This is a genomic window from Nocardia gamkensis NBRC 108242 (assembly GCF_001612985.1).
In the GTDB taxonomy this organism is placed as follows: Bacteria; Actinomycetota; Actinomycetes; order Mycobacteriales; family Mycobacteriaceae; genus Nocardia; species Nocardia gamkensis.
In genome coordinates this window covers 37051-56541 of record NZ_BDBM01000019.1, presented here as the reverse complement: position 1 = coordinate 56541, position 19491 = coordinate 37051, and the positions used below count along the sequence as shown (strand labels likewise).

General features: G+C 69.8%; 18 protein-coding genes. 11 read left to right on the top strand and 7 right to left on the bottom strand.

All coding sequences use genetic code 11. The annotated features are described in order from the left end of the window. Positions 1 to 50 precede the first annotated feature (50 nt). Entirely contained in the window at positions 51 to 521 is a 471-nt protein-coding gene (locus NG1_RS17315) for a DIP1984 family protein (RefSeq protein ID WP_040864045.1), read from the top strand. A gap of 225 nt (positions 522 to 746) precedes the next feature. Here the strand turns inward: NG1_RS17315 and NG1_RS17310 are convergent, their stop codons facing one another. Genes NG1_RS17310 through NG1_RS17290 form a run of 5 tightly spaced genes read right to left on the bottom strand, consistent with a single transcriptional unit; the run spans position 747 to position 5355 of the window. Beyond that, complete coding sequence (locus tag NG1_RS17310; protein ID WP_157114095.1) at positions 747 to 920, bottom strand: hypothetical protein; 174 nt, start codon at positions 918 to 920, stop codon at positions 747 to 749. Between the two features lie 29 nt (positions 921 to 949). Continuing rightward, the gene (locus tag NG1_RS17305) at positions 950 to 1624 is read right to left on the bottom strand and encodes an SRPBCC family protein (RefSeq protein WP_062972066.1); all 675 of its coding nucleotides are present in this window, start codon (positions 1622 to 1624) and stop codon (positions 950 to 952) included. Further along, entirely contained in the window at positions 1621 to 2142 is a 522-nt protein-coding gene (locus tag NG1_RS17300) for a (2Fe-2S)-binding protein (protein ID WP_062972064.1), read from the bottom strand. The genes NG1_RS17305 and NG1_RS17300 overlap by 4 nt, the downstream gene beginning before the upstream one ends. Further along, positions 2135 to 3007: an FAD binding domain-containing protein gene (locus tag NG1_RS17295; protein WP_062972062.1), complete on the bottom strand. Its 873-nt coding sequence runs from the start codon at positions 3005 to 3007 to the stop codon at positions 2135 to 2137. Before NG1_RS17295 ends, NG1_RS17300 begins: the two co-directional genes overlap by 8 nt. Beyond that, on the bottom strand, positions 3004 to 5355 hold the full coding sequence (locus NG1_RS17290; RefSeq protein ID WP_062972060.1) for a xanthine dehydrogenase family protein molybdopterin-binding subunit: 2352 nt from the start codon (positions 5353 to 5355) through the stop codon (positions 3004 to 3006). The genes NG1_RS17295 and NG1_RS17290 overlap by 4 nt, the downstream gene beginning before the upstream one ends. Before the next feature lie 378 nt (positions 5356 to 5733). Here NG1_RS17290 and NG1_RS17285 point away from each other — a divergent pair, with 378 nt between their 5' ends. Continuing rightward, the gene (locus tag NG1_RS17285) at positions 5734 to 6822 is read left to right on the top strand and encodes an XdhC family protein (protein WP_062972058.1); all 1089 of its coding nucleotides are present in this window, start codon (positions 5734 to 5736) and stop codon (positions 6820 to 6822) included. Positions 6823 to 7074: 252 nt separating this feature from the next. On the opposite strand, the gene NG1_RS17280 is transcribed toward NG1_RS17285, so the two are convergent. Beyond that, positions 7075 to 7908: an SDR family oxidoreductase gene (locus NG1_RS17280; RefSeq protein WP_062972056.1), complete on the bottom strand. Its 834-nt coding sequence runs from the start codon at positions 7906 to 7908 to the stop codon at positions 7075 to 7077. Positions 7909 to 7999: 91 nt separating this feature from the next. Here NG1_RS17280 and NG1_RS17275 point away from each other — a divergent pair, with 91 nt between their 5' ends. The 4 genes from NG1_RS17275 to NG1_RS17260 are packed head-to-tail and all read left to right on the top strand — an operon-like array spanning position 8000 to position 12012. Beyond that, positions 8000 to 9577, top strand: coding sequence for a methylmalonyl-CoA mutase family protein (locus NG1_RS17275; protein ID WP_062972208.1), 1578 nt, complete (start codon positions 8000 to 8002; stop codon positions 9575 to 9577). Beyond that, positions 9577 to 9975 carry a cobalamin B12-binding domain-containing protein gene (locus tag NG1_RS17270; protein WP_062972054.1) on the top strand — a complete coding sequence of 133 codons (399 nt, stop codon included), beginning with the start codon at positions 9577 to 9579 and terminating at the stop codon, positions 9973 to 9975. The genes NG1_RS17275 and NG1_RS17270 overlap by 1 nt, the downstream gene beginning before the upstream one ends. Positions 9976 to 10012: 37 nt before the next feature. Continuing rightward, positions 10013 to 10969, top strand: coding sequence for an LLM class F420-dependent oxidoreductase (locus NG1_RS17265; protein WP_062972052.1), 957 nt, complete (start codon positions 10013 to 10015; stop codon positions 10967 to 10969). Then, positions 10966 to 12012, top strand: coding sequence for a CaiB/BaiF CoA transferase family protein (locus NG1_RS17260; RefSeq protein ID WP_062972050.1), 1047 nt, complete (start codon positions 10966 to 10968; stop codon positions 12010 to 12012). The genes NG1_RS17265 and NG1_RS17260 overlap by 4 nt, the downstream gene beginning before the upstream one ends. Before the next feature lie 182 nt (positions 12013 to 12194). Here NG1_RS17260 and NG1_RS17255 read toward each other — a convergent pair whose 3' ends face one another. Continuing rightward, on the bottom strand, positions 12195 to 13238 hold the full coding sequence (locus NG1_RS17255; RefSeq protein ID WP_062972049.1) for a ferredoxin--NADP reductase: 1044 nt from the start codon (positions 13236 to 13238) through the stop codon (positions 12195 to 12197). A 75-nt stretch (positions 13239 to 13313) separates the two neighbouring features. On the opposite strand from NG1_RS17255, the gene NG1_RS17250 reads away from it, so the two are divergent. The 5 genes from NG1_RS17250 to NG1_RS17230 all read left to right on the top strand — a co-directional run bounded on the left by NG1_RS17250 (position 13314) and on the right by NG1_RS17230 (position 19487). Continuing rightward, positions 13314 to 14726, top strand: a complete 1413-nt coding sequence (locus NG1_RS17250; protein WP_062972047.1) for a class I adenylate-forming enzyme family protein — start codon at positions 13314 to 13316, stop codon at positions 14724 to 14726. Then, the gene (locus NG1_RS17245) at positions 14704 to 15609 is read left to right on the top strand and encodes an acyl-CoA dehydrogenase family protein (protein ID WP_062972045.1); all 906 of its coding nucleotides are present in this window, start codon (positions 14704 to 14706) and stop codon (positions 15607 to 15609) included. Before NG1_RS17250 ends, NG1_RS17245 begins: the two co-directional genes overlap by 23 nt. Then, complete coding sequence (locus NG1_RS17240) at positions 15596 to 16684, top strand: acyl-CoA dehydrogenase family protein (RefSeq protein WP_062972043.1); 1089 nt, start codon at positions 15596 to 15598, stop codon at positions 16682 to 16684. Before NG1_RS17245 ends, NG1_RS17240 begins: the two co-directional genes overlap by 14 nt. A 2-nt stretch (positions 16685 to 16686) precedes the next feature. Then, a complete protein-coding gene (locus tag NG1_RS17235) occupies positions 16687 to 17454 on the top strand; it encodes an enoyl-CoA hydratase/isomerase family protein (protein WP_062972042.1) in 768 nt (255 codons plus the stop codon). Between the two features lie 182 nt (positions 17455 to 17636). Then, positions 17637 to 19487 carry an SCO2524 family protein gene (locus NG1_RS17230; RefSeq protein WP_062972040.1) on the top strand — a complete coding sequence of 617 codons (1851 nt, stop codon included), beginning with the start codon at positions 17637 to 17639 and terminating at the stop codon, positions 19485 to 19487. Positions 19488 to 19491 lie beyond the last annotated feature (4 nt).

Below are 19491 nucleotides of genomic sequence, written 5' to 3'. Positions count from 1 at the left end.
GAATGACACATACTCGACCCGCACGAGTCGAGATCGGGGAGGTAAGGGACTTGAAGCTGGCGGAGGCGTTGACTTTGCGCGCGGATGCGGCGCGGCGGATCGAGCAGTTGCGTGCTCGCGTTGTGAGCAATGCGCGATTCCAGGAGGGGGAGGAACCCGCCGAGAACGCGGCGGCACTGCTCATCGAGGCGCAGGAGGTGCTCGGCGAGTACGAGACGCTGATCCGGCGCATCAATCGCACCAACGCCGCGGCGCGGATCGGAACCGACGGCACCTTGACCGACGCACTGGCCCGCCGGGACGCGTTGCGCCTGCGGCACTCCCTGGTCACGGCCGCCGCCGACGCGGCGGCGGGCAAGGGGCAGCCGGGGTACGCGCGCCAGCTGCGGTCGGAGCTGAAGATGTTGTCCGCGTTGCCGGTGGCCGAACTGCGCGGGCAGGCCGACGACCTCGCCAGGCAGCTGCGTGAACTCGACGTGCGCATCCAGCGCTCCAACTGGGAGGTCGAGCTGCTGGACTGACCTGAGGGAGTGGAGCAGGTAGTCGTCGCGGAGGCGTGCACGAACCCGGGGCCGGACGGGATATTCCGGCCACTTTCCGGCGCACGATGGGCAGTGCGAGGGGTTCGACTCCCCTTCTCACACCGCAGCCCAGCATCGCGCACAGGAGACAGTGCACAGCGCACAGCACACCACCATGTGCAGATCCGTGACGGCGAGGGTGGGCAAGGGGCACTCCACGCCTCGTTAATCCCAGAGTTCCCCGCACGGCAGGGGAGGCAGGCCGGGGCGGACGTTGTCGTCGACGGTGATCACGAATCCGGTGTGGGCGCCCAATTCGGCGACCACGTCCGCGATCTGCGCCGCGCCCGCCTGGTAGTCCATGGCGAAAGCGCCCGTGTCGATGTGGAGGTGCCGCATTGGGCGGGTGCTCGCGATATTCCGGGTCATCAGGGCGCCGATCGGGCGGAGCGTTTACGCAGCAGGAGGGCGAGCAGCAGGGCGAGTACACCGACGAAGGCCAACCCGCTCAGGCGCGTGGCGCTGCTCGCGCCGGCGGTTCGGAGCAGGTCGATCGGCTCGGCCGGCTTGCGCGGCGCGGTCGCCGCGGGCGAGGCGGCCGGTGTCGCGGCGTCGCCGGCTTTCGAGACCGCTTCGACGATGTCCGCTTCCGGGGTGGCCGAGGCGGTGATCTCGTCGGCGAGATTGGTGGCGAACTGGCCGATGAGCGTGCCCGCCACGTCGGCGAGCGCGCCGCGCCCGAATTGCGCGGGCTTGCCGGTGATCGCCAGATCGGTGTCCACGAAAACGTCCGTGCTGCCGTCGGATTCGACGAGCCGGCAGGTGATGGTGGCCTTGGCCGTTCCGTTGCCGCGGGTTTCGCGGCCGCGTCCCTCCAGCACGGCGATCCCGGCGGCCTCGTCCTGGGAGACCACTTTGATGACGCCGCTGTAGCTCAGCCCCACGGGTCCGAGCTTGACTTTGATCTTGCCGTGGAAGTCGTCGCCCTCCCGGGAGGTGATCGTGGCGCCGGGAACGCACGGGGCGATGCGCTCCAGATCCAGCAGCACCTGCCAGGCCTGCGCAGCCGGAACCGGGATGGTGAAGGTGTTGTCGAGTTTCATGGAAGTCCTTCGGTGCTCACGCGTGCCTCGCGGGTCTCGGTCGCGGCGTTCATCGAATCGGCGGCGGCGCGCACCGCGCGGACGATGCCTTGATATCCGGTGCACCGGCACAGGTTCCCGGAAATGGCCTCGCGGATCTCGGTCTCGGAGGGGTCGGGATTGTCGCGCAGGAAGGCCGTGGCCGACACGATGAAGCCGGGGGTGCAGAAGCCGCACTGCAACCCGTGCTTTTCCCGGAACGCCGCCTGCACCGGGGACAGTTCGCCGTCCGGTCCGGCGATGCCTTCGACAGTGGTGAGTTCGGCGCCGTCGGCTTGCACGGCGAACACCAGGCAGGCCCGTACGGCCTGTCCGTCGAGCATGACCGTGCAGGCGCCGCACACGCCGTGTTCGCACCCGAGATGGGTGCCGGTCAGACCGCACTTGTCGCGCAGATAGTCGGCCAAGGTGAGCCGGGGCGGCACGCGGTCCCGGCGGAGGGCGCCGTTGATGCGCACCTCGATGTCGACGTCAGTCATTCCCGGCCTCCTCTACGGCGCGCCGCCATGCGCGCGCCACCATTGCCGCTCCGACCCTGCGCCGGTAGTCGGCGGAGCCGTGCACATCCGACGAGATCGCGTTCAGTCCCGCGGTCGCGCTGCGGCCGATCTCCTCCGGCGTCGCGTCGACGGGACGCCCGATCAGCTCGGCTTCGGTCCGCGTGGCCCGCAGCGGGGTCGGCGCCAGGCCGAACAAGCCGATCGCGCACCGCTCGACGCGGGAATCCGCGTCCAGCCGGACCGCCACGGCCGCGCCCGCCATCGCGAAATCCCCACTGCGGCGGGTGAATTCCTCGACGGCGAAGCCGCATCGGCCGTGCCACACGGGGAAGACGATCGCGGTGACCAGCTCGTCGGGCGCCAGGTCGGTGGTCCACATGCCGGTGAAGAACTCGGCTGCCGGGATCGTGCGCCTCCCGCGCGGCGAGAGTGTCTCGATGCGGGCATCGAGGGTCAGTGCCACCACGGGGTATTCGGCCGCGGCGTCGGCGTGCGCGATAGCGCCGCCGATCGTTCCCCGGTTGCGGATCTGGAAGTGCCCGATGAGTGGAGTGGCCCTGGCCAGCAGCGGCACTCCTCGGCGAACGTCCTCGGACCGGCCGACCTCGGCGTGGGTGGTCGCCGCGCCGATCCGGACGGAATCTCCCTCGGTCTCGATGCCACGCAGCTCGTCCAGGCGGCGCAGGTCGACCAGATGCTCGAAGACGGCCAGCCGCAATGCCAGCATCGGCACGAGACTCTGCCCGCCGGAGATGATCTTGGCCTCGTCGCCGAGATCGGCCAGGAGGGCTACGGCCTCCTCGGCGGTCGCGGGTGCGTGGTATTCGAAGCTCGCCGGCTTCATTCGGGACCCTTTCCGGCGGCACGCGCCTCGTCCAGCAGCGTCACGATCGTGGCCGGGGACAGCGGCAGCTTCGAGATCTCCACCCCGAACGGCGCCAGGGCGTCGATCACGGCGTTGAGGACGGCCGGGGTGGCCCCGATGGCCCCACCCTCGCCGACGCCTTTGAAATTGCCGGGGCCCGGGCTCGGGGTCTCGATGTGCCCCACCTCGATCGTCGGTGATTCGGTGGCCGTCGGCAGCAGGTAGTCCAGGAAGGTGGTGGCCACCGGATTGCCGCTTTCGTCGTAGGCGAGATGCTCGTAGAGCGCGCCGCCGATGCCCTGCACGGTGCCGCCGTAGATCTGGCCTTCCACGACGTTGGGGTTGATCATCGGACCGCAGTCCTCGCTGACGATGTAGCGCAGCAGCTTCACCTGTCCGGTCTCGATGTCGACCTCGCAGGTGCACACGTGGGTGGCGTTGGCCCAGATCGCCAGCTGCGGGGTCTTGTGGCGTCCGCTCGCCTCCAGCCCGGGCGGCACCCCCGGCGGCAGCGAATCGGTCTGGAAGTAGGCGATTTCGGCGATCTCGGCCAGTGACAGGCTCTTGTCGGGCGTCCCGCGGATGGTGGCCCGGCTGCGGCTGAACTCGATGTCGTCGGCGCTCGCGCCCAGCCGGTGCGCGGCGATCGCCAGGATGCGTTCCCGCAGCATCGACGCCGTGCGGGCGATCGCGCCCGCCGTCATCGAGCCGGACCGGCTGCCACCGGTACCGCCGCCGAACGGTGTGATCGCGGTGTCGCCCTGAATCGTTCGCACATCCGCCAGCTCCGCCCCGAGCGCGTCGGCGGCGAGCTGGACGACGGTGGTCTCCAAGCTGTTACCAGCGGAGCCGCCCGCGACGTAGACGTTCACCTTGCCGCTCGGCTCGATGCGGATGGTGGCGCCCTCGGTGCTCAGGAACGGGCTGCCGCCGGTGGTCGGCTCCACATAGGTGCAGGTGCCGACGCCCAGGTAGCGGCCTTCGGTGCGGGCTCGGCGTTGCAGGTCGCGGAAGCCTTCGTAATCCAGCATCCGGACCGCTTGCTCCAGCGTTTCCAGCGGTGAGATGTTGTCGAAGGTCATGCCGTTCGGGTTCGCCCACGGCAACTCGTCACGGCGCAGCATGTTCCGCCTGCGCAGCTCGATCGGGTCGATGCCGATCTGCCGGGCGGCGTGGTCGAGCAGGATCTCGCGGGCCACCGATTCGAACTGCCACGGGCCACGGTAGGCGAGGCGGCCGACGGTGTTGGAGTACCGGAATTTCGCGGTGAACGAGGCTTCCGTGATCCGGTACGGCCCGGGGAACAGGATCCCGACCACGACCCCGCCGGTGAGCGGCGACGGCGTCGGATAGGCGCCCACGTTCTGCACGTGGTCGATGGCGGCGGCGAGGATCTTTCCTTCGCTGTCGAACGCCATCCCGACGTCGGCGTGCTCATGGCGCGACATGCCCGCGGCCATCAGGTTCTCCTGGCGGTCCTCGATCCACTTCACCGCGGTGCCGAGTTTGCGTGCCGCCAGCAGGACGCAGGCGTCCTCGCGCAACGGGACCTGCTTGAGGCCGAATCCGCCGCCGGTGTCGCGGGCGATGACGCGCACCTGGTGTTCCGCGATCCCGAGCAGCCGGGCGCAGAACCCGCGCACTTCGTGTGGTGACTGGGTGGAGCTCCAGATCGTCATCTCCGCGGTCGGCGCCGACCAGTCCGCCACGATCCCGCGCGTCTCCAGCGGGACCGGCAGGTATGCCTGCTGAAAGATCGTCTGCCGCACCACATGCGCGGCTGAATCGAACACCGGCGCCAGATCGGCGGCGGGGCGTCCGCCCAATTCGCCCGCGGAGTTCCCGGCGAACGCGGCGTGCACCAGGTTCGGCGAATCCGCCGCGGTGACGTAGTCGACCACCGGTTCCAGTGGCTCGTAGTCGATGACCACCAGTTCGGCGGCGTCCTCGGCCACATACCGGTCGATTGCGATCACCAGGGCCACCGGGTCGCCGACGAACCGCACCTCCTCCTCGGCCAGCGGCGGCCGTGGCACCGGCGGGAAGCCGACGATGTCCAGCGCGTAGGAGATCTCGTGGACACCGGAATTGAGGTCCGCGGCGGTGTAGACGGCCAGCACGCCGTCGAGTTCGAGTGCGGCGGAGACATCGATGTCGCCGATCGTGGCGCGGGGGAGCGGGCTGCGGATGAAGCACGCGTGTGCCATACCCGGCCGGGTCACGTCGTCGACGAAGGTTCCCTTGCCGGTCACCAGGCGCGCGTCCTCGATGCGCGGCACTCGCGTGCCGACGACACCGGTCGTGGTACTGAACTCGGTCCGGGTCATCGGTGGGCTCGCAGGTGCATCGAGCGGGATCGGCCGCGGGGCGGCTCGGGCGAAGTCATCCGGTTGATCCTCCGTTCACCTCGGGCGCCGGGCGGCGCGCCCGCATCGCGGTTGTTACCCCGGCGAATCCGGACATCGGGGGTGGGGCCCAAGCCGGGGCAAGCCTCGTGCCGGGGTGCCGATCGGTTGCCGCTCGCGAATGCTGAGCACGTGTTTAGCATCGAGGTTCGCACGCTGTCAATTCCGCCTATGTCGAAAATGATTATGACGCTAGTATTGAATGAGAATAGCATTCTCACCGCTTCGGCAGGCGAAGACGCCGGACGGGGCGGCCGGAAGGCGCCTCCGTGCGGGGCGACGATCGCCGAGAGGTTCACCATGCGCGAACTCGCTACCCACCTGCTGCGCTGGCATGCCGCGAACGCCGAGTACGTGCTCGCCACCGTGGTGCGCGTGGCCGGTAGCGCGCCCCGGCCGGCCGGCGCGACCATGGCGGTGGACGGATCCGGGAATGTGCGCGGCAGCCTGTCGGGCGGGTGCGTGGAGGGTGCGGTCTACGAGCTGTGCCGAGAGGTGCTCGCGTCCGGCGAACCCGTCCGCCGGACGTTCGGCTACAGCGACGCCGACGCCTTCGTGGTCGGCCTGACCTGCGGCGGAGAGCTGGAGATCTTCGTACACCGGATCACCCCGAGCGAGTATCCGGCCGTCGAGGCCGCGCTCGATCCGGACGGTCCGATGACGTTCGTGCGCGACTTGGACTCCGGCGCCGTGGGCGCGCTGGGACCCGCGAGTGCCACCGGCGCCGAGTTCGATGACGCGGTGGTGCGCCAGGCGCGCGCGATGCTCGACCTCGGCGCGACCGGTGTGCGCGTCGTGGGCTGCGCGGACCGGGAGCGCACGGTGTTCATCGAATCCTTTGCCCCCGCACCGCGCATGCTGATCTTCGGCGCCACCGATTTCGCCACCGCGCTGTGCCGGGTCGGCCGGCTGCTCGGGTACCACGTCACCGTGTGTGAGGCGCGTCCCGCCTTCGCCGACCACGCCCGGATGCCGGACGCCGACGAAGTGGTCCGCGACTGGCCGCAGCGGTATCTGCGACGCACGCGAGTCGATGCGCGCACGGTGATCTGCGTACTCACGCACGATCCGAAGTTCGACGTCCCGGTGCTCACCGAAGCGCTACGCCTGCCCGTGGCCTACGTGGGCGCGATGGGATCCCGCCGGGCCGACCGGGACCGGCGGCTCCGGTTGCGCGCCGCCGGCGTCACCGAGGAGCAATTGCGGCGGCTGCACTCGCCGATCGGCCTGGAACTGGGCGGCCGGACGCCGGAGGAGACGGCCGTCGCGATCGGCGCCGAGATCGTCGCCGTGCGGCGCGGCGGCTCCACGCGGCCGCTGTCCGCGACCGATCGGCCCATTCATGCCGGTGTTATGTGCCTCGAGGCCGGTGACCCCATCGGGATCTGACGTACACGATCGACGCCATGAGTGTCGACGCCACCGTAGGAGGCGCGCCCGGTGGATCACGGCCCGTTCGACGCGGCCCGCGCCACCTTGTTCGTCGAGCGGGACGTGCACGACTGCCGCTCGGTTGACTCGGGACACGCCACGAACCGAGCGCGGCCGTACCTGCCCGCAGGCCGGTTTACCACGGGAATGGCGTATCGGCGGCCGTCCACGGCGGTGCTGTTGCCGACCCGACGCGGACCGAGTGCTCGTTCAGTCGAGAAACAAGTCCGGCGTAGGGTTTTCGCCGCCGCCGTATCCGGACAGATCGTCCACCCCGGCGTAGAACGAGAGCGCGTCCGCGTCGATGAAGCAGTTGCCGGTGACCTGCTTCGCCGGCCGGGTCAGGATGGCGAGGGCGGCGTCGGCCATGATCCGTGGGCTGCGGGCGGCCGCGAGCTGCCGCTCGCCGTCGGCCAGGGCTGCGACCGCCGAGGTGGCGATATAGGTCTGCGGCCACAGGCAGTTGAAACCTATTCCGGCGTCGGCGAATTCGGCTGCCCAGCCCTGCGACAACAGCGTCATGCCGTACTTGGAGAGGGTGTAGGCCGGGTGGGCGCCCAGCCAGCGGGGGTTCAGGTTGATCGGGGGCGCGATGGTCAGCACGTGCGGGTTGGCCGAGTCGCGCAGATGCGGCAGGCAGGCCTGGGTCAGCAGGAACATGCCGCGGATGTTGATGTCGTGCATCAGGTCGAACTTCTTGACCGGCAGCCGCTCGGTCGGTTCGGTGGCGATCGCACTGGCGTTGTTCACGCACACATCGATGCCGCCGAACCGCCGCACCGCGGTGTCGACGACGCGCCGCACGTCCGCTTCGTCGCGCACGTCGCCGACCACGGCGGCGGCGCGTCCGCCCGCGGCTTCCACCTCGGCGGCCGCCGTGTGCACGGTGCCCGGCAGGCGGGGGTGCGGCTCGGCGGTCTTGGCCAGCAGCACCACGTTCGCGCCCTCGGCGGCGGCCGCGAGGGCGATCGCCAAGCCGATGCCGCGGCTCGCGCCGGACACCACCACGGTGCGATCGGTCAGCTGTCGGTCCTGGTCCGGCATCGTTCTCCTCGGTTGTGGCGGGCGCGTCGACCCGGTGGCACCACTCGAATGGTATTGGCATTCTCATTTTTCGCAAGTACGGTATTCAATGATGAACAACCAAGTGCAGACCTCCTCCGGGATCCCGCTGCAGCCGAGCTACGGACCGGACGCCCGGCGGGATGAGCCGCCCGCTCCGGGCGCCTACCCCTTCACCCGCGGCAATTTCGCGACCGGCTACCGCGGGCGGCTGTGGACCTTCCGGCAGTACTCCGGTTTCGGGACCGCCGAGGAGTCCAACCGCCGCTACCGGTATCTGCTGGAGCAAGGCGGCACCGGGCTGTCGGTCGCGCTCGATCTGCCCACCCAGTGCGGGTACGACTCCGACGACCCGGAGGTGAGCGAAGAAGTCGGCCGGGTCGGCGTCGCGGTGGACACCCTCGCCGATGCCGAAGTGCTCTTCGACGGCATCCCGCTGGACCGGATCAGCACCAGCTTCACCATCAACGGCACCGCCGCGATCCTGCTGGCCTTCTACGTGGCGGCCGCGGAGAAGAAGGGCGTGCCGCGCGCGAAGCTCACCGGCACGATCCAGAACGACATCCTCAAGGAGTACGCCTCGCGGGGCACATGGATCTGGCCGCCGGAGCCGTCCTTGCGCTTGATCGCCGACACCATCGAGTTCTGCGCGGCCGAGGTGCCGCGGTTCAACGCGATCTCGGTGGCGGGCGCGCACTTTCGCGATGCGGGCGCGAACGCCGTGCAGGAGATGGCCTTCACGCTGGCCGACGGCGTCACCTACTGCGACACCGTGATCGAACGCGGCCGGATGACCATCGATCAGTTCGCCCCGCAGATCTCGTTCTTCTTCTACACGCACGGCGACTTCTTCGAGGAGATCGCGAAATACCGCGCCGGACGCCGCCGGTGGGCCACCATCGTGCGCGAACGCTACGGCGCGACCACCGACAAGGCCTCGATGTTCCGCTTCGGCTGCGTGGCGGGCGGCGCCTCGCTCTACGCGCCCCAAGCGCAGAACAACCTGGTTCGCGTCGCGTACGAGGCGCTGGCCTCGGTGCTCGGCGGCGTGCAGTCGATGTTCACCGCCGCGTGGGACGAGCCGTTCGCACTGCCCAGCGAGGAATCCGCGACGCTGGCGCTGCGCACCCAGCAGCTGCTCGCCTACGAGACCGGGGTGACCAGGGTGGCCGACCCGCTCGGCGGCTCCTACTTCGTCGAGGCGCTCACCGACGCCACCGAGGCCAAGATCATCGAGATCATGCACGACCTCGAGCAGCACGGCGGCATGGTGCGCTGTATCGAGGACGGGTACTTGCAGGGCCTGATCGCCGACGAGGCTTACCGGCTGCACCAGGCGGTGGAATCGGGTGAGCGCCCGGTGGTCGGGGTGAACAAGTTCGTCTCCGACGAGCCCGCGCCGGACATCGGCACCTACGAACTCGACGCCGACGGGCGCGAACGGCAGTTGAAGCGGCTGGCCCGCGTGCGATCCGAGCGCGACGCCGGGACCGTCCGCGACACCCTGGCCGCTCTCTCGCGCGCCGCGGAAGGAGACGAGAACCTCATGCATCGCCTCATCGATTGCGCGAACGCCTATTGCACGGTCGGCGAGATGACCGCCGCGCTGAAGTCGGTGTGGGGCGAATTCCAGCAGCCGGTGGTGTTCTGATGCCCGCTCGTGTGCTGGTCGCCAAACCGGGGCTGGACGGGCACGATCGCGGCGCCAAGATCGTCGCCCGCACGCTGCGCGACGCCGGATTCGAGGTCATCTACACCGGAATCCGCCGACGTGTGGAGGACATTGTCGCCATCGCGCTGCAAGAGGATGTGGCCGTCGTCGGCCTGAGCATTCTCTCCGGCGCGCACGTCGCGCTCACCACCCGTGTGGTGGACGCGTTGCGCGCCGCTGACGCGAGCGACATCGCGGTAGTGGTCGGTGGAACCATCCCGCAGGCGGACGTGCCGCGGTTACTGGAAGCCGGTGCGGCAGCGGTTTTTCCGACGAGCACTCCGCTGGAGACGCTCGTCACCGAGATCCGCGCGTTGACCGGGCACCCGGCCCCATGACCGGCCGGGTGCCGACTTCGGACAGCTTGGAGGAATCGTGCGCATCGGAGTGATGATCGGGCCGGAGAAGGGCGATTCGGGGCGCAAGCTCGAACGGATGCTGCGCGACATCGAGTGGGCGGAGTCGGCGGGTCTGGGCACGGCGTGGATTCCGCAGATCCCCACCGATTTCGACGCGCTGATCACGATCGCCGCGATGGGACTGCGCACTTCCCGGATCGAGTTGGGCACCGCGGTCGTGCCCTTACAGACGCAACATCCGATCGCCTTGGCGCGGCAGGCGCTTTCGGCGCATGCCGCGGCCGGGGGCAGGCTGGCGCTTGGCGTGGGCCCGTCGCACCACTGGATCGTGCGGGACATGCTCGGCCTGCCCTATGACAAACCGGCCGCCTACACCCGCGACTACCTCGAGGTGCTGCACGCCGGATTGCGCGGGCCGGGCCGGGTGGACGTGCAGAACGCGACGTTCACCGTGCACAACCCGCTCGATCTCGGGCCGGTGGCGCCCGTGCCGGTGCTGGTCGCCGCGCTGGGACCGGTGATGCTGCGCATCGCGGGCGAACAAGCCGACGGCACCGTGCTGTGGATGGCCGACGAGCGCGCGATCGCCGATCACGTCGTCCCGAAGATCAGCAAAGCGGCGGCCGATGCGGGCCGTCCGGCTCCGCGTGTGGTCGCCGGACTGCCGGTGTGCCTGTGCGAGCCCGGCCGGGTAGACGAGGCGCGCGAGCGGGCCAACCGCATCCTGGGCGAGGCCGAGATCTCCCCCAACTACCAACGGTTGCTCGACCAAGGCGACGCCCGTGACATCGGCGACCTGTGCCTGGCCGGCGACGAAGCGCAGATCGCGGCCGGATTGCGCCGCTACGCGGAGGCGGGCGCCACGGATGTCTCGGTGCGGCTGCTGCCGATCGGCGAAACCCGGGACGAACTGGTGGCGTCCAAGCAGCGCACGCGGGAGATGATCGCCGAACTCGCCAGGGAGTCGCGGTGAGTCCTGCGGGAGCGGGGCCGCTGGCCGGGATCCGGATCCTGGAGGTGGGGACCATGCTGGCAGGCCCGTACGCCACCATGATGCTCGCCGATCTGGGCGCCGAAGTCACCAAACTGGAACCGGCGGGCGGCGACATCTCCCGTCAGGTGAGCGACAGCTACTTCGCCAGCCTGAACCGCGGAAAACGCAGTATCCGCGTGGAATTGAGCACCGAGCAGGGACAAGCGCGGCTCGGCGAACTCGTCGCCGGGTCACACGCGCTGCTGGTGAACCTCAAACCCTCGGCGATCCGGCGGCTCGGTCTGACCTACGAGGCGTTGCGCCGGTGGAACGAGAAGATCGTCTGTGTCGCGATCACCGGCTACGGCCTGTACGGCGGCGACGATCCGGCCTTCGACTACGTGATCCAGGCGGCGGCCGGGATCGCCGCCCTCACCGGTGATCCCGCGGGCCCGCCGACGCTGCCGGGGTACTCGTCGGCGGACAACTCGACCGGTCTCACGGCGGCGCTGGGGCTGCTGGCGCAGATCGTCTCCGGTCGTGGCGGCCAGGTCGACGTGTCGCTGTTCGAAGTCATGCTCTCGCAACTGAACTACCATGCCGCCGCCTACCTGAACGACGGCAAGCGGCCGCAGCGCCGCCCTTATGGGGCGCATTCGTATTACGTTCCGGCGCAGATCTTTCCGACCGCCGAGGGTTATCTCGCGTTGTTCGTCACCCACGACGGGTTCTGGAAGACCTTCGCCGCGGAGGCGGGTGTCGACGGATTCGAGTTGATGGCCGACCGGGTGACCAGTCGCGTCGAGGTGCTGGCCGCGGTGACCGCCGCTCTCACGGCCGACACCGCGACCGGATGGGAAGCGCGGCTGCGCCCGCTCGGAATTCCCGCCGCCGCGGTCCGTGACCTGCCGGAGGCGCTGGAGGCGAGCCCGGAGGCCGTGGTGACGGCGGGGGACTTCCGGCTCGTCGGCAGCCCGATCCGGATCGCGGGCTATGAGCCGCAGTACGCGCCGCCACCTCTACTGGGCCAGCACGGGGGCTGAAAAGCGCGCCGCCGGATTCGGTGGGGGCGACCGCGCCGCGCGCCGCATGCTCGGGCCGACTCGACGCGGCGCGCTCGTCCCACGCCGACGGCGCAGTTGCGCGTCGGGACAGTGCGGTCGGGTGCCGCGGCGGCACAGCCGATGTCGAGGCGGAACCCGACTGCGCGGACCCGCCTCGCCGCTCACTCGTAGTCGACGGTGATCGAGTCGGTGTCCGGTACGGCCTGGCAGGTGAGCACGTAGCCGTCTTCCAGTTCGTCATCGGTCAGTGCGTTGTTCTGGCGTAGCGTCGCGCTTCCGGTGGTCACCTTGGCGATGCAGGTGGCGCAGTTGCCCGCCTCGCACGAGAACGGCGGGGCCAGCCCGCCCCGGCGGGCGCTCTCCAGCAGAGTCTCGCCGTCCTTGCGTGGCACCGTCTTCTTCTTGCCGTTGAGGATGATCGTCACGGCGCCCGCCGCCACGGGCGGTGCGGAAGGAGCCGTAGACGGGCGGGTCACGCTGTCGGCCGGGGCGGCGTCCACAGCGTCGGGAAGGGGCGCGGGCGCACCGAACCGCTCGCTGAACACCACCCCCGGACCCGGGAGCGCCAGTTCGACCATCTCCATGAACGCCTCGGGTCCGCAGACGTAGTTATCGGCGTGGCCATCGGTCCCGACGAAGGCGCGCACCGCCGTGGGGTCGAGGAAGCCGCTTTCGGCGTCCAGGTGCCGGACCACCTCGAGCCGATCCGGGTAGCGCCGCGCCAGCTCGGTCAAAATCGCTTCGAAGAGCACCGAATCGGCGTCGCGGTCGGCGCACAGCAGCCGGACCCGCCGCCCCGTGGTGGCCAACGCGCATTTGGTGAGCGACAGGATCGGCGTGATGCCGCTGCCGCCGCTGAAGCCCAGCAACGGTACCTCGGTCTCGCGCAGGCAGAAGCGCCCCGCCGCCTTGGTCATCTCCACCTCGTCACCCTCGGAGAGATGGTCGTGCATCCAATTCGACACGGCCCCACCCGGCACCCGCTTGACCGTCGTCATCAATTCGCCGTCGGTCTCCGGCGCGCTGGACATCGAGTACGACCGGAACAGCTCCGTCCCGTTCACGGCGATCTTGAACGTGCAGAACTGGCCGGCGCGGTAGGGGATCGGCCCGTCGTGCGGCGCGAGCACGAACGTGCGCGCGTCGGCGCTCTCCTTCACGATCCGGGTCACGGTCGCGCGCTGGAACAAAGAGGGTCTCGCCATGGACCGCGTCCTCCTGGTATGAAGATTCTATCCGAATGAGAATTATATTCTCACTCACGAGACGGGATCTCTCAAATGCTCTCGACCACCGCTTCGAGCGCGCTCGTCTTCGAGGGGCGGGCCTACCCGAGGACCGAACTCGACGATCTCGCGGCCGGTCTGGCGTCCGAACTGGCCGAGCGCGGAGTGCGCGCCGGAGACCGCGTCGCGCTCATGTCGTCGAACCGGCCGGAGTTCGTCGTCGCGGTGCTGGCCATCTGGCGGCTGGGCGCCGCGGCGGTGCTGATCAGCCCGGCGTGGAAGCACGACGAGGTCGCGCACGCGGTGGCGGTCGCCGGGCCGAGCCAGGGCGTCGGCGACAATCCGGTGCTGGCCGAGGTGCTGCCGATGCGGCACCTGGACGCGCCGATCGTCCCCGCCCGTCGCGGCGATGCGCCGCCGGACCCGGCCTCGGACGCCGTGCTGGTGTTCAGTTCCGGCACCACCGGAATGCCGAAGGCGGTGCGGCACACCCACGCGTCGCTGGCGGTCGCGGTGCGCCAGTGGACCGAGGTTCTCGGCCTCACCGCGAGCGACCGGATCCAGATCGCCACCCCGCCCTCGCACATCCTGGGGTTGCTCAACATCGTGACCGCGCTGCGAACGGGCGCGTGGATGCGCCTGCACCGCCGCTTCGACCTCGAGACGATGCTCGGCTGCATCCAGGACGACCGGATCACCGTCGAAATGGCCGTCGCGCCCATCGCTCTCGCCCTCGCCGGGCACCCGCAGCTCGAGTCCTACGACCTCGGTTCGCTGCGCTACATCATGTGGGGCGCGACGCCGGTGACGGTCGGCGTGGCCGAGACCGTCACCCGGCGCACGGGAGTGCGCTGGGTGCCCGCCTACGGCGCGAGCGAGTTACCGGTGATCGCGTGCAACCCGCTGGACGACGCGCGGCTGGACACGGTGGGCAAGGCCGCACCCGGCGTGCGCGTACGGGTGGTCGCGCTGGACACCGGAGAAGTCCTGCCGCCCGGGGAGATCGGCGAGATCCAATGCCGCGCGGAGTCGGTGATGGCCGGCTACCTTCCCGCCGAGGAGACCGCCCGCGCCTTCGACGACGGCTGGTACCGCACCGGCGATGTCGGTTACGTCGATGACGAAGGCTGGATCCGGCTCACCGACCGGGCCAAGGAGATGATCAAGGTGCGCGGTTTCCAAGTGGCGCCCGCCGAGATCGAGGCCGTGCTGCACGGTCACCCGGAGGTGACCGACTGCGCCGTGTTCGGTGAGCCCGACACCGCGGACGGCGAGGCGATCGTCGCGGCGGTGGCCTGCGCGGAGTCGGTCACCGCCGACGAGCTGATCGCCCTGGTCGGCGAGCGCCTGGCCCGGTACAAGCGGCCGCGCCGCGTCGTGTTCGTGCCCGAGATCCCGCGCCTGCCCTCGGGCAAGGCGCTGCGCCGAGTACTGAAGGAGCGCTATGGACGTCCGTCTGACGAGTGAACAACGGCAATTGCGCGATGCCGCGGCGAAATTGGCCGACGACCTCGGCCCCGGGTCGGTCGCGGGTCTCGACGAGGAGCCCCGCCTCGCGCGCCTGGAACGAACGGTCGCGGCCACCGGCTGGCGCGCCCTGCGCACCGACGGCGCCTCCGGGGTCGAGGTCGCGATCGTGGCCGAGGAGTTCGGCCGCGGTCTGGTCGACGTCGCCTTCCTCGGCCCGGTGCTTGCCGACGACCTGCGCAGGCGCTGCGGCGCCGACGATCGCGGCTGGACGATCGCGGTCGGTGACCGCGCCGTCGACGCGCGCGGCAGCGAAGGGGCGCTACTCGTCGCAGGCGAGCAGGTCCTGGCCGCACCACTGGGTGCCACACTGCCCGGCGCGGATCTGACCCGGCGCACCGCGACGGTCGCGGACGAACGCAGGCACATCGGGGAACTCGCGGCCGAGGAGGCCACCCGATGGCACGCGCTGGCCGTCACCGCGACCACCGCCGACCTGCTCGGCGCCGCCCGCGGCGCGCAGGATCTCGCCGTCGAGTACGCGAAGGTCCGCGAGCAGTACGGCCGCGCGATCGGGTCCTACCAAGCCGTGGCGCATCTGCTGGCCGAGAATCGCGCGCTGATCGAAGGGGCGATCAGCGTGTTGCGGCACGCGGCCTGGGCGGTCGACGAATTGGCTCCGGCGCGAGCACTACAGGCCGCGCGGATCGCCAAGGTCTACACCGCACGGGCCGCCCGCACCGTCTGCGAGACCTCGATCCAGGTGCACGGCGGCATCGGCAACACCTGGGAGTGCCTCGCCCACGTCTACCTGCGGCGCGCGCTGGTCTCGACCGAACTGTTCCCCGTCCGCCTGGAGGAGATCGACCTTGGACTTTCGTGATTCATCGCAGGAGGCCGAATTCCGCGCGCGGCTGCGCGCCTGGCTGGCCGAGACGGCGGGGCAGTTCCCGACTTCGGGCGACGACTACTGGGCGCGCCAGGGCGAATGGCATCGCGCGCTGTACGCGGCGGGATTCTTCGGGTTGTCCTGGCCGAAGGAATTCGGCGGACACGAGCTGCCACCGGTCTACGACGTGATCGTGGACGAGGAACTCGCGCTCGCCGGTGCGCCGCCGCGGCCCAGCCTCGGCTACCTCGTGCAGGGCTTGGGCCGCCACGGCAGCAAGGAACTGCAGCGCCGCTTCCTGCCCGGCATGATCGACGGCACCCAGCGCTGGTGCCAGGGCTTCAGTGAGCCGGGCGCGGGCTCCGACCTCGCCGCGCTGCGCACCACCGCGACCCGCGACGGCGACCACTATGTGGTGCACGGCCACAAGATCTGGACCAGCTACTCCGACGTCGCCGACTGGTGTCTGCTGCTGGCCAGGACCGACCCGCACGCGCCACGGCACAAAGGCATCTCGGCGTTCGTGATCGCCATGGCCCAGCCCGGCGTGCAGCAGCGGCCGCTGGCCATGATCAGCGGTGTCACCAGGGAGTTCGGGCAAGTGCTCTTCGACGGTGCGACGGTGCCCGCCGATCAGATGGTCGGCGAGCCCGGTGACGGCTGGAAGCTGGCGATGACCGTCGTCGGGCACGAACGCGAGCCGTCCACCCTCGGGTACGCGGCCCGTTACGGAAAACTGGTGCGCGAGTTGGCTTCCCGGCTCGACGGTCGCGCGCCGGAGGAACTGTCCTGGGCGGCGGTGCAGACCGAGATGCTGCGCTTGCACGTGCGGCGGCGGCTGTCCGAACAGCTGGACGGCGTGGTGCACGGTCCCGACGGCTCACTGGACAAACTGCTCATGACCTGGGTGGACCAGTCGGTCGGGCACGCCGCGCTCGCCGTCGGCGGTACGGACGATCCGGAACTGCTCGGCAGCTACTTCTACAGCCGCGCCCAGAGCGTCATGGGCGGCACCTCGCAGATCCAGAAGAACATCATCGCCTCGCGCATCCTCGGATTAGGAGTTTGACCATGTACGACTTGCCGGAAGAGATCCACGTCGAAGCCGACGGACCGATCCGCATCATCACGCTCAACCGGCCCGACGCGCTCAACGCCGTCAACGACGACCTGCACACCGGTCTGGCCCGCCTCTGGCCCCGCCTGTCCGACGACCGGGAGGCGCGCGTCGCGGTGCTCACCGGCGCGGGCAAGGCGTTCTCGGCGGGCGGGGACTTCGCCTATCTCGCCGAGCTGGGCAGCGATGCCGAGCTGCGCGCCAAGACGATCGCGCACGGCCGCGACATCGTGCTCGGCATGGCCCGGTGCCGGGTGCCGGTGGTGGCGGCGGTGAACGGCCCCGCGGTGGGCCTCGGCTGCAGCCTCGTCGCCCTGAGCGACATCGCCTACATCGCCGAGACCGCCTACCTGAAGGACCCGCATGTCCAGGTCGGCCTGGTCGCCGCGGACGGTGGCCCGCTGACCTGGCCGCTGCACACCAGCCTGCTGCTGGCCAAGGAGTACGCGCTCACCGGCGCGAAGATCCCCGCCGCGCGGGCCCGCGAGATGGGCTTGGTCAACCACGTGGTCGCCGATCCGCGCACCGAGGCGCTGGCCTGCGCGAAACGCATCCTGGAATTGCCACGCCAAGCGGTCGAGAGCACCAAGCGCCTGCTGAACCTGCACTTGGAACGCGCGGTGCTGGCAACCCTGGACTACGCGACCACCGCGGAGGATCTGTCCTTCCAGACCGCGGAGTTCCGGGCGGTGATCACCGCCCTCACCGCGGGACGGGAGTGACGCCGGATCGCAGGCCGCGATCGTTCTCGCCGCGTGATCGCGAAGAACATGGCCCGCAAGACAATTCGTAGCAAACCGTGCCCCCGTAAACTGTGCTTGGCCAAGTGAACATCCGCGGGGCACACTCTATGTAACGACGTCCGGCGCGGCCGGTCGAACGCGGGGGCGAGGTCCGACAGCAGATGAGGATTCGGCCGAGGCAGCAGTTGCTCGAGCTGTGGCGAGCGGTGCTCGCCTGTTCCTATCCGGACGGAACCTGGATCTGGGGCGGACGCGACGGCGCCAATTCCATCAGCGACGCCGAGCAGCTGCTGTGCCTGTTGTATCCCGCGACCGAGATCGAAGCGTTCGCGCTGGACCAACCGAACGACATGAGTCCCGACGTCAGGTCCGCGCTCGCCCCGTTCGGCGAGGAGACCCGCATCGGCGGGGTTCTGGTCGCCCTGGTGGAGGAATACCTGCGCCGCTACACCGGACCCGATGGCGAGCCGGTCTTCGCCAGCGGCTCCTACCTGCGCTCCGGCGACGGCGGCACGCTCACCGACGCGCAATCGGCGGTGGAGGTGGTCGACTCCTACTCGATGTCGCTGAGCCTGTGCATCGCGGCGCTGCGGTTCCTGCGCGGATTCCTGCGCTTCGTCAGCGGCGAGGTCCGGCTGGAGGCCCGGCAATTGCGCGCGCGGATCCCCGCGGTGATCGAGCTGGTCAGCGCGCGGCTCACCGCCGCGATGGCGGGCCTGGTCCGCAGTTTCGTCATCCACACACCGGAGCCGAACACCGAGTTCGGGCAGTCGATCATCTACATGCTCAACCAGACCCGCACGCCGCCCGACGAGATCATCGAACGGCTGTCGGCCCAGCTGGAACGCCTACGGGTGCAGGCGGCCAACGAGGTCAGGCTCAGCCAGACCACCGAGGTCGATATCGCCGACGACGGGCGGCTGTTCGAATGCGGCTGGAGCTGGGGCATCGTGCGCAGCGCCGAACCCATCGACCTCGTGCCGGGCCGGGTCAGCAGCGCGACCGGGCACGCCGAGCCCCGTCCGTACCTGTATTTCACCGCTGTCGCCCTCGACGGCATCATCGACCTGTCGTCGCAGCGCATCCGGGAACTCGATCTGCTGACCGACGAGCAGCGCACTCTCGCCGACGCGCTGCAACTGCGCTTCGAGCTGACCCGCAACTACTGGTCGAGGGTGGCTCGCTTCGGCAACGGCCGCTGGCCGCTGGAGGACATCCCGTGGCGCACCGCCGACGGCGAGGAATCGGAGTATTTCAGTCTCGTGGTCACCGCCATGCTGATCCAGGACCTGGTCTATCGGGAGAGCACCGAGGATCTGACCCGCACGGTGGCGGTGCTCGACCAACTGGCCCGCCGCGGACGCATCACCAGCCGGTTCACCGTGGGTGATCCCGCAGCGCCGCTGCACTATCCGGGTGTGCGCCTGAACCTGGCGGGCAGCGAGGACGCCGCAGAGGGAACCCAATTGGTCTGGTACGTGCCGGATTTCGCGACCATGCTGCTCAAACGCTGCCTGCAGGCCGCGCGCCTGCGCACCGACGTGGACACCCGCGACCGGCTGATGGCGCTGGCCGAGGCCGCGATGGATCATCTCGACCAGCGAGTGCTGCGGGACGGCCCGGTGATCGGCCTGTGGGACGACATCGGCCGGGTGGTCGGCGCGGCGGACACGCGATTGGACGGGCCGTCCTGGTTCGTCACCGAGCGAATGATGGAGTGCCTGGTCATCGCGTACAGCACTTTCGAGCAACCCCCGCTGGCCCCCCAGGCGATGGTCGCCCGCGCGGTGGACCTGCTCAGCGAGGCCGAGCATCTGCTCAATCAGGAGGAACTGGAGGTCGAGGGCCAGGACTCCTCGCCGAAACAGGCCGCGGTCACCCGCATCCGGCAATCGCTCGACCGAGCCCGCCGGGTGCTGCGCGAGCGTCCAGGCACCGCGTACAGCCTCGCCACCCAGGCGTTGGTCCAGCTCGACGAACTGGCGTACGCCCGCCGGGACGCGACGCGGTAGGGGC